11 protein-coding genes are annotated in these 12,530 nt (G+C 71.9%); 7 read left to right on the top strand and 4 right to left on the bottom strand.

Annotated elements, in window-relative coordinates:
* Positions 1-85: 85 nt before the first annotated feature.
* The 3 genes from RM609_RS17290 to glgX are packed head-to-tail and all read right to left on the bottom strand — an operon-like array spanning position 86 to position 6,172.
* Positions 86-1,936 (bottom strand): ABC transporter ATP-binding protein, encoded by a 1,851-nt coding sequence (locus tag RM609_RS17290; RefSeq protein ID WP_311611882.1) that lies wholly within the window; start codon positions 1,934-1,936, stop codon positions 86-88.
* Entirely contained in the window at positions 1,933-3,753 is a 1,821-nt protein-coding gene (locus RM609_RS17285) for an ABC transporter ATP-binding protein (RefSeq protein ID WP_311611881.1), read from the bottom strand. Before RM609_RS17285 ends, RM609_RS17290 begins: the two co-directional genes overlap by 4 nt.
* A 34-nt stretch (positions 3,754-3,787) precedes the next feature.
* Positions 3,788-6,172, bottom strand: coding sequence for a glycogen debranching protein GlgX (gene glgX / locus RM609_RS17280; protein ID WP_438828466.1), 2,385 nt, complete (start codon positions 6,170-6,172; stop codon positions 3,788-3,790).
* A gap of 183 nt (positions 6,173-6,355) precedes the next feature.
* Between glgX and RM609_RS17275 the strand changes: the two genes are divergently transcribed.
* The 6 genes from RM609_RS17275 (at position 6,356) to RM609_RS17250 (ending at position 11,785) form a co-directional block, all read left to right on the top strand.
* The gene (locus tag RM609_RS17275; RefSeq protein WP_311611879.1) at positions 6,356-7,561 is read left to right on the top strand and encodes a L,D-transpeptidase; all 1,206 of its coding nucleotides are present in this window, start codon (positions 6,356-6,358) and stop codon (positions 7,559-7,561) included.
* A 328-nt stretch (positions 7,562-7,889) separates the two neighbouring features.
* Positions 7,890-9,083 carry a L,D-transpeptidase gene (locus RM609_RS17270; protein WP_311611877.1) on the top strand — a complete coding sequence of 398 codons (1,194 nt, stop codon included), beginning with the start codon at positions 7,890-7,892 and terminating at the stop codon, positions 9,081-9,083.
* A gap of 87 nt (positions 9,084-9,170) precedes the next feature.
* Positions 9,171-9,938 carry an enoyl-CoA hydratase/isomerase family protein gene (locus RM609_RS17265; protein ID WP_311611875.1) on the top strand — a complete coding sequence of 256 codons (768 nt, stop codon included), beginning with the start codon at positions 9,171-9,173 and terminating at the stop codon, positions 9,936-9,938.
* Between the two features lie 278 nt (positions 9,939-10,216).
* Positions 10,217-10,732 carry an ATP-binding protein gene (locus RM609_RS17260; RefSeq protein ID WP_311611873.1) on the top strand — a complete coding sequence of 172 codons (516 nt, stop codon included), beginning with the start codon at positions 10,217-10,219 and terminating at the stop codon, positions 10,730-10,732.
* A gap of 310 nt (positions 10,733-11,042) precedes the next feature.
* The gene (locus tag RM609_RS17255) at positions 11,043-11,534 is read left to right on the top strand and encodes an N-acetylmuramoyl-L-alanine amidase (protein ID WP_311611871.1); all 492 of its coding nucleotides are present in this window, start codon (positions 11,043-11,045) and stop codon (positions 11,532-11,534) included.
* A 38-nt stretch (positions 11,535-11,572) separates the two neighbouring features.
* Positions 11,573-11,785, top strand: a complete 213-nt coding sequence (locus RM609_RS17250) for an EF-hand domain-containing protein (protein WP_311611869.1) — start codon at positions 11,573-11,575, stop codon at positions 11,783-11,785.
* A gap of 24 nt (positions 11,786-11,809) precedes the next feature.
* Here RM609_RS17250 and RM609_RS17245 read toward each other — a convergent pair whose 3' ends face one another.
* Positions 11,810-12,121, bottom strand: coding sequence for a hypothetical protein (locus RM609_RS17245; protein ID WP_311611867.1), 312 nt, complete (start codon positions 12,119-12,121; stop codon positions 11,810-11,812).
* Between the two features lie 66 nt (positions 12,122-12,187).
* On the opposite strand from RM609_RS17245, the gene cutA reads away from it, so the two are divergent.
* Complete coding sequence (cutA, locus tag RM609_RS17240) at positions 12,188-12,529, top strand: divalent-cation tolerance protein CutA (RefSeq protein WP_311611865.1); 342 nt, start codon at positions 12,188-12,190, stop codon at positions 12,527-12,529.
* Position 12,530 lies beyond the last annotated feature (1 nt).

Here is a 12,530-nt window from a genome sequence, read left to right as displayed (position 1 = left end):
GCGGAATGTCGGATGTCAGGGGCGCGTCAACAAGTTGGCCGGAAACTGTTCGTTGGCCAAAGATCGGTGTCCGTATACCGGGCGTTCAGACCAGGCTGTCCCGCCAGGCCCGGTGCAGTACGGCGAAGTGGCCGCCGCCCCGGGCGAGTTCGTCCGGAACGCCGTCCTCCACCACCCTGCCGCCGGCCATCACCAGCACCCGGTCCGCGATCTCCACGGTCGACAGCCGGTGGGCGATCACCACGGCCGTCCGCCCGCGCAGCACCGTGCGCATGGCCCGCTGGACCGCCCGCTCGCCCGGGATGTCCAGGGAGGACGTCGCCTCGTCGAGGATCAGCACCGCCGGGTCGGCCAGCAGCGCCCGGGCGAAGGCCACCAGCTGGCGCTGGCCGGCGGAGATCCGGCCGCCGCGCTTGCGGACGTCCGTGTCGTAGCCGTCGGGCAGGGCGGTGATGAAATCATGGGCGCCGATGGCCTTGGCCGCGCGCTCGATCTCCGCGCGGCTCGCGTCGGGGCGGCCGACGGCGATGTTGCCGGCGACCGTGCCGGAGAAGAGGAACGCCTCCTGCGTCACCATCACCACCCCGCGCCGCAGCTCCGGCCCGGCCAGGGAGGACAGCGGGACGCCGTCGAGCAGGACCCGGCCCTCGGTGGGGTCGTAGAACCGGGCCAGCAGCTTGGCCAGGGTGGACTTCCCCGCCCCCGTGGAGCCGACGACCGCGACCGTCTCCCCGGCGCGCAGGGTCAGATCGAGGCGGGGCAGCACCTCGACGCCCGCGCGGTAGGCGAAGCGCACCCCGTCGAAGACCACCTCGCGGCCCGGGCTCCCGGCCGCGCGGGCGGGCAGCGCCAGCGGCGCCTCCGGCTCGCGTACGGACGGGCGCCGGGCCAGCAGGCCCGCGATCTTCTCCAGGGAGGCGGCGGCCGACTGGTAGGAGTTGAGGAACATCCCCAGCCGGTCGATCGGGTCGTACAGCCGCCGCAGATACAGCACCGAGGCGGCCAGCACCCCCAGGGCCAGGCTTCCGTCGGCGACCCGGTAGGCGCCCCACACCACGATCGCGGCCACCATGCTGTTGGCCACCAGCCGCGAGCGGACCACGTAGTGGGCCATGGCCAGCGCGGTGGCGGTGTTGGTCTCCTGGTGGACGCGGTTGAGCCCGTCGAAGTGGGCGTCGTTGGCACGCTCGCGACGGAAGGCCTGCACGGGCCGGATGCCGTTCATGGTCTCGGTGAACTTCACGATGACCGCCGCGATCGCCGTGGACCGCCGGCGGTGGGCGATCAGCGAGCGGACCCGGTAGGACCGGACGAGCAGGGCCAGCGGCAGGAGGGACAGCAGCGCCGCGCCCCCGGTGGCCGGGTCGAGCCAGAGCAGCGTGGCGGAGACGTAGAGCACGGACAGGACCACGCCGACGAGCTCCTGGAGGCCGTCGTTGAGCAGCTCGCGGATCGACTCGACGTCGGTGGTGGCGCGGGAGATCAGCCGCCCGGAGGTGTAGCGCTCGTGGAAGTCGAGGCTGAGCGCCTGGGAGTGGCGGAAGATCCGGCCGCGCAGCTCCAGCAGCGCGTCCTGGCCCACCCGCGCCGCCAGCCGGACGAACGCCATCTGGAGCAGGCCGGAGGCCAGGGAACAGACGAGGTAGCCGATGGCGACGGCCATGAGCGGCCCGTAGTCCCGCCGGCGGACGGCGGGCACGCCGGAGTCGATGGCGTAGGCGACGAGCAGCGGGCCCGCCTGCACGGCGGCCTGCTGGAGCAGCAGCAGGACGGCCGCGAGCCGCACCCGCCCCCGGGCGGGGGCGAGCAGGGACCGCAGCAGCGCCCGGGAGGCGCCCTTGGGGGCGGGCAGGACGTCCCGGTCGAAGGGGTCGCCGGACGGCTCCTCCGGACGGTCGTCCTCCGCGGCCGGTCGGCCGGAGACGGTGGTGGTCATCGTGGATCGCCCCCTTCGGGCCCCGCCGGGCCGGACATCAGCGACGCGTACTCCTCATTGGTGTGCAGCAGTTCGTGGTGGGTGCCCACCGCGGCGACGCGCCCCCGGGACAGCAGGGCGACCCGGTCGGCGAGCAGCACGGTGGAGGGGCGGTGGGCGACGACCAGGGCCGTCGTCGTGGCCAGCACCTCCCGCAGCGCGGCCTCGACGAGGGCCTCGGTGTGGACGTCGAGCGCGGAGAGCGGGTCGTCCAGGACGAGGAAACGGGGGTCGCCGATCACCGCGCGGGCCAGCGCGAGGCGCTGCCGCTGCCCGCCGGACAGGCTCAGGCCCTGCTCCCCGAGCCGGGTGCGCCGGCCCTGGGGGAGCTCGTGGACGAAGTCCGCCTGGGCGACGGCCAGGGCGCGCAGGAGCCGGGCCTCCCCGGCGTCGGGCGCGCCCATCAGGACGTTCTCCTCGGCGCCGGCGGAGAACAGGGTCGGCTCCTCGAAGGCCACCGCCACCAGCTCCCGCAGCCGCTCGCGGGGCAGTGCGGTGATGTCCCGGCCGTCGAGGACGATCCGTCCCGCGGTCGGCTCGTGGAGCCGGGGGATGAGGGCGGTGAGGGTGGTCTTGCCGCTGCCGGTGGCGCCGACCAGGGCCATGGTCTCGCCGGGGCGGACGCGCAGATCGACGCCGCGCAGCACGGGCGGGGCGTCCGCGGGCGCGTCGGGATACCGGAACCAGACACCCTCCAGACGGAGCCCGGCATCCTTCGGCCGCGCCTCGGCCTTCGGCGCGGCGACGTCGGGCCGGTCCCCGGCGGACGCCTCGGCCGTGTCCATGACCTCGAAGAAGCGGTCCGTGGCCGTGGCCGACTCGTTCGTGATCGCCAGCAGGAAGCCGATCGACTCCACCGGCCAGCGCAGCGCCAGCGCCGTCGACAGGAACGCGACCAGCGTCCCCGCGGACAGCTCGCCGTCCCCGACCTTCAGCACGCCGAGCACCAGCGCCGCGCCGATGGCCAGCTCGGGAAGGATCACGATCAGGGCCCAGAGGGTGCCCAGCAGGCCCGCCTTGCGCAGCTCGGTGTCCCGCAGCCGCCGCGACAGCGCCAGGAACGCCCGCTCCTGGCCCCGGTGCCGGCCGAAACCCTTGATGACGCGGATGCCGAGCACGCTCTCCTCGACGACCGTCGCCAGATCGCCGATCTGGTCCTGTGCCTTCCGCGCGGTGCGCGCGTAGCGTTCCTCGAAGACGGAGCACAGCACCACCAGCGGGGCGACCGGCGCCAGCAGCACCAGCCCCAGCGTCCACTGCTGCTGGAGCAGGATGACGCAGCCGGCGATGATCGTCACCCCGTTGACCAGCAGGAAGGTCAGGGGGAAGGACAGGAAGATGCGCAGCAGCATCAGGTCCGTCGTGGCGCGCGAGAGCAACTGGCCCGAGGGCCAGCGGTCGTGGAAGGAGACGGGCAGCCGCTGGAGGCGCGCGTAGAGCGCCGCCCGCATGTCCGCCTCGACCCGCGCCAGCGGGCCGGCCACGATCATGCGGCGCAGCCCGAACAGCCCGGCCTCGGCCACGCCGAGCACCAGCAGGGCCAGCCCGCCCAGCCACACGCCCGAGGGGTCGCGGCCGGCCACCGGCCCGTCCACGATCCACTTGAGCGTCAGCGGGATCAGCAGCCCCAGACAGGACCCCACCACGGCGGACAGCGCGCCCGCGATGAGCCGCCCGCGTACCGGGCGCACATACGGCCACAGGCGCAGCAGGGACCGCACGGCGGAGTGGCGCCCGGGGCGCGGCGGCGTGCTGGACGGTTCACGGGTCACGGCCATCAGTGGGGAGACTACGGCCCGCCACCGACATCGCTCACTCGTCTTTCAGGCGTAAGTCCTCGGTGGTGGGCGGGAGTTCGGAGCCGTCCCGTACCACTCGCCACAGCAGCACCGAGCGGGCCCGGACCGAGATCCGGCTGCCGCCCTCCCGGCGCAGGCCGGGGGCCGTGTGCTGGTCCTCCAGGGCGGTGTTGACGAGGAGTTCGTAGGATTCGGCCCATGGCGGCCCGGGCAAGGTGAAGCGCAGGGCGCGCGCCCCAGCGTGCAGTACGGCCAGGAAGCTCTCGTCGGTCACCGGTGCGCCCCGCCGGCCGCGCTGGGGGATGTCCCGCCCCGAGAGGTACATGCCCAGGGTGGCGGTGGGGGCGTACCAGTCGGCCTCGGTCATCTCGGTGCCGCCCGGGGTGAACCAGGCGAGGTCGCGCAGGCCGTCCGCGCCCCTGGGCCGGCCGGAGAAGAAGGAGCGGCTGCGCAGCACGGGGTGGGCGCGGCGCAGTGCCAGCAGCCGGGAGCAGAGCCCGGCCAGGTTCCGCCAGCCGGGGTCGTCCAGCAGCGACCAGTCGATCCAGCCGGTCTCGTTGTCCTGGCAGTAGGCGTTGTTGTTGCCGCCCTGGGTGCGGCCCATCTCGTCGCCCGCGACCAGCATCGGCACCCCGGTGGACAGCAGCAGGGTGGTCAGCAGGTTGCGCGTCTGGCGGCGGCGCAGGGCGGTGACGCGCGCGTCGGCCGTCTCGCCTTCCACGCCGCAGTTCCAGGAGCGGTTGTCGCCCGTGCCGTCGCGGTTGCCCTCGCCGTTGGCCTCGTTGTGCTTGCGTTCGTAGCTGACCAGATCGCGCAGGGTGAAGCCGTCGTGCGCGGTGACGAAGTTGACGGAGGCGTACGGGCGGCGGCCGCCCCAGGCGTAGAGGTCGCTGGAGCCCGAAAGCCGGTAGCCGAGGTCCCTCACGTCCGGCAGGGCGCCGCGCCAGAAGTCGCGCACGGCGTCGCGGTAGCGGTCGTTCCACTCGGTCCACAGCGGGGGGAAGGCGCCGACCTGGTAGCCGCCGGAGCCCACGTCCCAGGGCTCGGCGATCAGCTTGACCCGGCGCAGCACGGGGTCCTGGGCGATGACGGCGAGGAAGGGGGAGAGCATGTCCACGTCGTGCATCGACCGGGCGAGCGCCGCCGCGAGGTCGAAGCGGAAGCCGTCGACTCCCATCTCCGTCACCCAGTAGCGCAGCGAGTCGGTTATCAGCCGCAGGACGTTCGGCTGGACGACATGGAGGGTGTTGCCGCATCCGGTGTAGTCGGCGTAGCGCCGGGGGTCGGGCTGGAGCCGGTAGTAGCGGCGGTTGTCGATGCCGCGCAGCGAGAGCGTGGGGCCGAGTTCGCCGCTCTCGGCGGTGTGGTTGTAGACGACGTCGAGGATGACCTCGATGCCGGCCGCGTGGAGGGCCCGCACCATCCGTTTGAACTCGCCCACCTGCTGGCCGCGCGTCCCGGAGGCCGCGTAGCCGGAGTGGGGGGCGAAGTAGCCGATGGAGTTGTAGCCCCAGTAGTTGGCGAGGCCCCGCCGCAGCAGATGGTCCTCGTGGGCGAACTGGTGGACGGGCAGCAGCTCCACGGCCGTCACGCCCAGCCGCCTCAGGTGCCCGACGGCCGCCGGGTGCGCCAGGCCGGCGTAGGTGCCGCGCAGTTGTTCGGGGATGTCCGGGTGGCGCATGGTGAAGCCCTTGACGTGCAGTTCGTAGATGACCGAGTCGGGCCAGGGGGTCTTGGGGCGGCGGTCGTCGGACCAGTCGTCGTCATCGGCGACGACCACGCCCTTGGGGACATGGGGGGCCGAGTCCCGCTCGTCGCGGACGGTGTCGGCGACGTGCTGCTGCGGCCAGTCGCGCACATGGCCGTACACCTCGGCGGGCAGCCGGAAGTCGCCGTCCACGGCCCGGGCGTAGGGGTCCAGGAGGAGTTTGGCGGGGTTCCAGCGGGCACCGGTCCAGGGGTCCCAGCGGCCGTGGACGCGGTAGCCGTAGCGGTGGCCGGGGAGCACGCCGGGGACGAAGCCGTGCCACACCTCGTGCGTCAGCTCGGTCAGCGGCCGGCGGGTCTCGTGCCCGTCCTCGTCGAACAGGCACAGCTCCACCGCCTCGGCGCCGCCCGCCCACAGCGCGAAGTTCGTGCCCGCCACGCCCTCCACGGCGTGAGCCGCTTCCTTGAACCGTGCCCCGAGCGGCTCAGGGGCACCCGGCCACACGGGTGACGGTTCCGGGTCCGGTGCCCGGGCGTGCCGGGGACGGCCGTTGACGCCGGTCGCGGGGGCTCCCGGGGCTGTCGGGGGCGCCCCGCCGTGCCCGGCCGTCCCGGGGCGCGGCGCCCGTTCCACTTGCCCGGCGGTCAACTCGCCCTGGTGCCGTGCCTCTTGCTCGGATGCGCTCGACACGTTGTCGCCTCCGGCGGCTCTCTGGTAGCGCGCCGGGCACCCGGGGTCCCTGGCCCGGGTGTCTGGCGATGGGGTCCTTCTTTCCGTTCTTCCCGCATCCACGCATGCGCTCACACGTGTGATCGGCCGCAGCAAGCGAGTGCAGGGACGTTTCCCCGGGGGAGGCCCGTCGTTGGGCCCGGTGTGACACTTGCCCTCTCGCGTGCCGTACGGGGCCTGGCCGTGCTGGCGTCCCTGCTCGCGCTCGCCGGGTGCGCCACCGTCACCCCGGAGGCCGCGCTCACGGATGACGCGCGCCCGGTGGTGCGCGAGCTGATCCACATCAGCCCGCCCGACCGGGCGCGCGACGTGGTGTCGACGGAGCCCTTCGAGGTGCGGGTGCCGCACGGGCGGCTGGAACGGGTGACCGCCGCCGCGTCGCACGGCGGCGGACGGCTGGCCGTGCCGGGCCGGATCTCCGCCGACGGCCACACCTGGCGGCCCGCCGCCGCGCCGCTCACGCTCGCCTCGCGCTACACCGTGGACGTGGTGGCCGTGGACGCCTCCGGGCGGCGCACGGCCCGGCACACCAGCTTCACCACCTATGTGCCGGAGCACCGGTTCATCGGCTACTTCTCCCCGGAGCCGGAGAGCGTCGTCGGCACCGGGATGATCGTTTCCTTTGGCTTCAGCAGGCCGATCACCGACCGGGCCGCGGTCGAACGCGCCGTCCGGGTCACCTCCTCGCCGCCCGCCGAGATCTCCGGGCACTGGTTCGGCGCCACCCGGCTGGACTTCCGGCCCCGGACGTACTGGCGGCCCGGCACCCGGGTGACGCTGGACCTCCGGCTGCGCGATGTCCGGGGCGCGCGGGGGGTGTACGGGATCCAGCGCAAGACGGTCGGTTTCACGGTCGGCCGGAGCCAGCTGAGCCGGGTCGACGCGGCCGGGCACACGATGCGGGTGGTCCGGGACGGCAGGATGCTCGCGACCGTGCCCATCACGGCGGGTGGCAAGGGCAACGACACCTACCGCGGCAAGATGGTCATCAGCCAGAAGTTCGCGATGACCCGGATGAACGGGGACACAGTCGGCTTCGGCGGCGAGTACGACATCTCGGACGTCCCCCACGCGATGCGGCTGACCGGCTCGGGAACCTTCCTCCACGGCAACTACTGGGCGCCGCCGGGGGCCTTCGGCACCCGGAACACCAGCCATGGCTGTATCGGGCTGCCCGACGTCCAGGGTGGCGGACCGTCGACCCCGGCGGGCTGGTTCTATGACTCCTCCCTGGTCGGGGACGTGGTGGAGGTGGTCGGCTCCCCGGAGCGGGTGGTCGCTCCCGACAATGGCCTGGGTGGCTGGAACATGACGTGGCAGGAGTGGAAGGCGGGCTCGGCGCTGAGCTGAATCCACCGCCGGATTCCCCGGGCGAAAACCGGCCCGAACGCCGGTTTCCGGACCGCCCGCCCAGCTCTTTTAACCGGCCTTTGAACACCAGTTTGACCTGGCTGGATTCAGGCGCTTCACTTCGGTCACCGCATTCACCACAGGCGCACGGTTCGTATCACCGCTCCCATTTGGGACTGAACGGTGACATTCACTAGGTCAGCGTTGTCGGTGGCGTGTGGTTATCTATCGACAAAGCGCGTGGGTGCGCTCAGGGGTGCCGCGTGGCCGCGGGCCGTGCGAGGGGAGACGATCCGTTGTGAACGTGCATCCGATATCGGGGAGCCGGATGCGCCGAGGCGCGCTGCCGGCCCTGCTGCTCGGAGCGGTGCTGACCCTGGTCAGCGGCTGTAGCGGCGACGACGACGGCAAGAACGGCGCGAAGGTTCCCGACGGCCCCTCACAGGCCGTGGTGAACATCGCGCCCAAGGACGGCTCGGGGAACGTGGCCACCAGCGGCGCCCTGAAGGTGACCGCCGAGAAGGGCACCATCACCTCCGTCAAGGTGGCCGACGACAAGGGTCACACCGTCGACGGCAAGGTCGCCGACGGTGGCGCCGTGTGGGAGCCGACGACCCATCTGGCCGCCTCCACCAAGTACACGGTCGACGCGATGGCCAAGGACAAGGAGGGGCGTACGTCCGCGAAGCACGCGGCGTTCACGACCCTCACTCCGGACAACACCTTCGCGGCCTATTTCACGCCGGAGGACGGCAGCACGGTCGGCGTCGGCATGCCGGTGTCGCTCAATTTCAGCCGTGGCATCACCGACCCCAAGGCCGTCGAGAAGGCCATCAAGGTGACCGCCGAGCCCGCCGTGGAGATCAAGGGCCACTGGTTCGGCAACGACCGCCTCGACTTCCGGCCCGAGAACTACTGGGCGGCCGGCACCAAGGTGACGATGAAGATGGACCTCAACGGCGTCCAGGGCCGTGAGGGCGTCTACGGCACCCAGGACAAGACGGTGAAGTTCACCGTCGGCCGCTCCCAGGTGAGCACGGTCGACGCCGAGACCCACCAGATGGCGGTCGTGCGCGACGGCAAGCCGCTGAAGACCGTCCCGATCTCCGCCGGCGGCCCGGGCCACTCGACCTACAACGGTCAGATGGTCATCAGCGAGAAGCTCGAAGTGACCCGCATGGACGGCCGCACCGTCGGCTTCGGCGGCGAGTACGACATCCCGGACGTGCCGCACGCGATGCGTCTGTCCACCTCGGGCACCTTCCTCCACGGCAACTACTGGTCGGGCTCGGGCACCTTCGGCTCCGAGAACGTCAGCCACGGCTGCGTGGGCCTGGAGGACCAGCGGGGCGCGGGCGACCCGTCGACGCCGGCCGCCTGGTTCTTCAACAACTCCATCATCGGCGATGTCGTCATCGTCAAGAACTCCCATGACAAAACGATCCAGCCGGACAACGGTCTCAACGGCTGGAACCTGTCCTGGGCCGAGTGGAACAAGGACAGCGCCGGCAAGGACAGCTGACGTTCGTTCCTGAACGACACCGCGGCCCGGCGCACTGCTTCACAGTGCGCCGGGCCGCTTTCGGTTAGCCGCCGCTAACCTGCTGTCATGACTGTGCATCTTGAGGTAGCCGAGGGCGTCGGGACCGTGCGGCTGGACCGGCCGCCGATGAACGCGCTGGACATCGCCACCCAGGACCGGCTCCGTGAGCTCGCCGACGAGCTGACCCGCCGCGACGACGTACGGGCCGTCGTCATCTGGGGCGGGGAGAAGGTGTTCGCGGCCGGCGCGGACATCAAGGAGATGCAGCACGTGGACCACGCCGCCATGGTGGCCCGCTCACGCACCCTCCAGGACTCCTTCACCGCGGTCGCCCGCATCCCCAAGCCCGTCGTCGCCGCCGTCACCGGCTACGCCCTGGGCGGCGGTTGCGAGCTCGCCCTCTGCGCCGACTTCCGGATCGCCGCCGACAACGCCAAGCTCGGCCAGCCCGAGATCCTGCTGGGCCTCATCCCGGGCGCCGGCGGCACCCAGCGGCTCGCCCGGCTCATCGGGCCGTCCAAGGCCAAGGACCTCATCTTCACGGGCCGCCAGGTCAAGGCCGACGAGGCGCTCGCCCTCGGCCTCGTCGACCGGGTGGTCCCGGCGGCCGAGGTCTACGAGCAGGCGCACGCGTGGGCCGCCCGGCTCGCCACCGGGCCCGCCATGGCGCTGCGCGCGGCCAAGGAGGCGGTGGACTCCGGGCTGGAGACCGACATCGACACCGGCCTCGCCATCGAGCGCAACTGGTTCGCGGGCCTGTTCGCCACCGAGGACCGCGAGATCGGTATGCGCAGTTTCGTGGAGGACGGTCCGGGCAAGGCCAAGTTCGTCTGAGCCGCCTGGGGTTGGCCCGGTGCGCCCGGAGAACCGCGCTCCGGGCCATGCCTCTTGTGGGGGAATTCCCGGGGCTTCGTGACACCGTGTACGGGGCCCCGGCGCTCACCCTCGGCGATCTTTTGCGCACAGGATGTCGGCGCAGGTCAGTCCGGGTGCGGTGAGTGGCCCAGGGCCGCTGGCATATGTCGCCCCCGGGTCCCGGAACGAGGTGCTCCGGTGAACCGAATCCCCAGGTTCCACTCCCTGGCGCTCCGGCGACGGCCATGATGGGGGTCATGGCGGGCCTGGAGGGAATGGAGCAGTCGCGGCAGCGGGCCGTTACGGCGGCCCCCGCGCGGTGGACCCCGATGGTAGAGGACGAGCTGACACGCAAGGCCTTCGAGCTGTTCGGTGATCCGGCCCTCGGCGAGGTCCGGCTGCCCTCCCGCCCCGAATCCGCCGCCGCCGCCCGCCGGCTGACCCAGGCGGTGATGCTGCGTCACTGGGGCCTGTCGGCCCAGCTCGCCGAGCACGCCGTGCTGCTGGTCTCCGAGCTCGTGGGCAACGCCGTCCGGCACACCGGGGCGCGCCACTTCGGGCTGCGGATGGTGCGGCGGCGCGGCTGGGTGCGCGTCGAGGTGCGCGACCCCTCCCGGGGGCTGCCGTGTCTGCTGCCGGTGCGGGAGACGGACATCAACGGACGCGGGCTGTTCCTGGTGGACAAGCTCTCCGACCGCTGGGGGGTGGATCTGCTGGCGCGCGGGAAGACGACCTGGTTCGAGATGCGGGTCGGGGAGCGCGGCGAGCGCTGACGCGCGGGTTCCGTATACGCGAAGAGGCCCCCTTCCGTCGTCCTGCGACGGGCCGGGGGCCTCTTCGGGTGGCCGCGGGGAAAATGGGGTGTGTCCCCGCGGCGAATGACGACCTGGCCCGGGTCAATGGGGGTCGTTGGCCTCGACTATGTCACGCGTGGTGTGCCGTGGCCAAAGTGAGGCCAGGGCAATCCAAGGTGACGTGTGACACTGACCTTGAAATCCATGAATGAAAAGCCGGTGCGGCTTATCTTTATGCGGTGACGCTGTAGTCCTTGCGGACCGTCGCCCCCACGGGTCTGATGTCCCCATGACGGCCCCGTATCCCCCCACCCACTGGATCCCGGCGAACACGGCGAACTACACGGTCTCCGGCCGACCCCGCGCGTACCCCGTGGAGTTCGTCGTCGTGCACGTCACCCAGGAGACCTTCCAGGACGCCCGGAGAATCTTCCAGGACGCGCGCTCCAAGGTCTCCGCCCACTACATGGTGGCCTCCCAGGACGGCTACATCGCGCAGTTCGTCCGCGAGAAGGACGTCGCCTGGCACGCCGGGAACTGGGACTACAACACCCGCAGCATCGGCATCGAGCACGAGGGCTGGATCGACCGCCCCGAGTACTTCACCGACGCCCTCTACCGCGCCTCGGCGAAGCTCACCGCCGCCGTCTGCGACCGCTACGGCATCCCCGCGACCCGCGAGCACATCATCGGCCATGTCGAAGTGCCCGGATCCACCCATACCGACCCAGGTCCGCACTGGGACTGGGACCGTTATCTGGAGTTGGTGACCGGCGGCTAATCTGTGCCGGTCCACCAAGCACCAAGGGGAGGCCCCACATGGCCAGCATCGAGGAAGCCCGTACGGCTTTCGCCCGTTTCGACGTCGACGGCGACGGGTTCATCACGGCCGAGGAGTACAAGAGCGTGATGGCTCAGCTCGGCGACCACAACGTCACCGTGACCGTGGCCCAGGCCATCATCGACAAGAAGGACGGCAACGGCGACGGCGTCCTGTCCTTCGAGGAGTTCTGGGCCTCCCTGAGCCACTGACCTCCCCACGGCCCGGGCGCCGGGTCAGCGCCAGCCCCTGCGCTGCGCGCCCGCCCGGCGCCGCCGGTCGTTGCACAGCAGACAGCGGCCCCAGCCCGGCGGCAGCGGATCCTCCCGGTCCCCGGCCAGCGGGTCGACGGGCCCCTTGGGATGCTCAGCGCACCCCGTGGCACCGATCCCGGCGCCCAGCGCCCCGGCCGCCGCCAGCGCTCTGCGCAACGCGTCCAGGAGCTGGTCGGCCTCATGGGGCGAGGGGGCGGCGGCGTCGAGGGAGAAGGCGATGTCCGAGGCGGTGTTCAGTGCGCTCTGGAGTTCGCGCAGGTCTGCGTAACTCATGCTCGTGAGCCTACGCGCCACCACTGACACCGGCCCCCGGCCGCCCGCCGCGATACGGTCGGCGGTATGCCGCAGCAGCCCCCGCACGACGACCGTTGCCTCATGGTGATCACCACCACCGACAGCGAGCGGGCGGCGCGTGCCCTGGTCGCCTCCGTCGTCGGGCACCGCCTCGCCGCCTGCGCCCAGATCGACGGCCCGGTCACCAGCGTCTACCACTGGAAGGGCGCGATCGAGTCCACCGCCGAATGGCGCGTCGTCCTCAAGACCACCGCCGCCCGCTACCCCGAGCTGGAAGCCCGGATCAAGGCGGAGCACTCCTACGACGTGCCCGAGATCATCGCCACGGAGATCACCGCCGGTGGCGCGGACTACCTCGCGTGGCTGCGGGCGGAGACCGCCCCGTAAC

Source organism: Streptomyces hesseae (assembly GCF_031845785.1).
Taxonomy (GTDB): Bacteria; Actinomycetota; Actinomycetes; order Streptomycetales; family Streptomycetaceae; genus Streptomyces; species Streptomyces hesseae.
The sequence above is the reverse complement of the archived record's forward strand: the minus strand, read 5'-3'. Positions and strand labels throughout refer to the sequence as shown.

What these genes read in the sequence shown, in the direction of transcription:
- RM609_RS17290 (WP_311611882.1), bottom strand. Translation starts at nt 1,936, where the DNA reads ATGACCACCACCGTCTCCGGCCGACCGGCCGCGGAGGACGACCGTCCG.
- RM609_RS17285 (WP_311611881.1), bottom strand. Translation starts at nt 3,753, where the DNA reads ATGGCCGTGACCCGTGAACCGTCCAGCACGCCGCCGCGCCCCGGGCGC.
- RM609_RS17270 (WP_311611877.1), top strand. Translation starts at nt 7,890, where the DNA reads ATGCGCCGAGGCGCGCTGCCGGCCCTGCTGCTCGGAGCGGTGCTGACC.
- RM609_RS17265 (WP_311611875.1), top strand. Translation starts at nt 9,171, where the DNA reads ATGACTGTGCATCTTGAGGTAGCCGAGGGCGTCGGGACCGTGCGGCTG.
- RM609_RS17260 (WP_311611873.1), top strand. Translation starts at nt 10,217, where the DNA reads ATGGCGGGCCTGGAGGGAATGGAGCAGTCGCGGCAGCGGGCCGTTACG.
- RM609_RS17255 (WP_311611871.1), top strand. Translation starts at nt 11,043, where the DNA reads ATGACGGCCCCGTATCCCCCCACCCACTGGATCCCGGCGAACACGGCG.
- RM609_RS17250 (WP_311611869.1), top strand. Translation starts at nt 11,573, where the DNA reads ATGGCCAGCATCGAGGAAGCCCGTACGGCTTTCGCCCGTTTCGACGTC.
- RM609_RS17245 (WP_311611867.1), bottom strand. Translation starts at nt 12,121, where the DNA reads ATGAGTTACGCAGACCTGCGCGAACTCCAGAGCGCACTGAACACCGCC.
- cutA (WP_311611865.1), top strand. Translation starts at nt 12,188, where the DNA reads ATGCCGCAGCAGCCCCCGCACGACGACCGTTGCCTCATGGTGATCACC.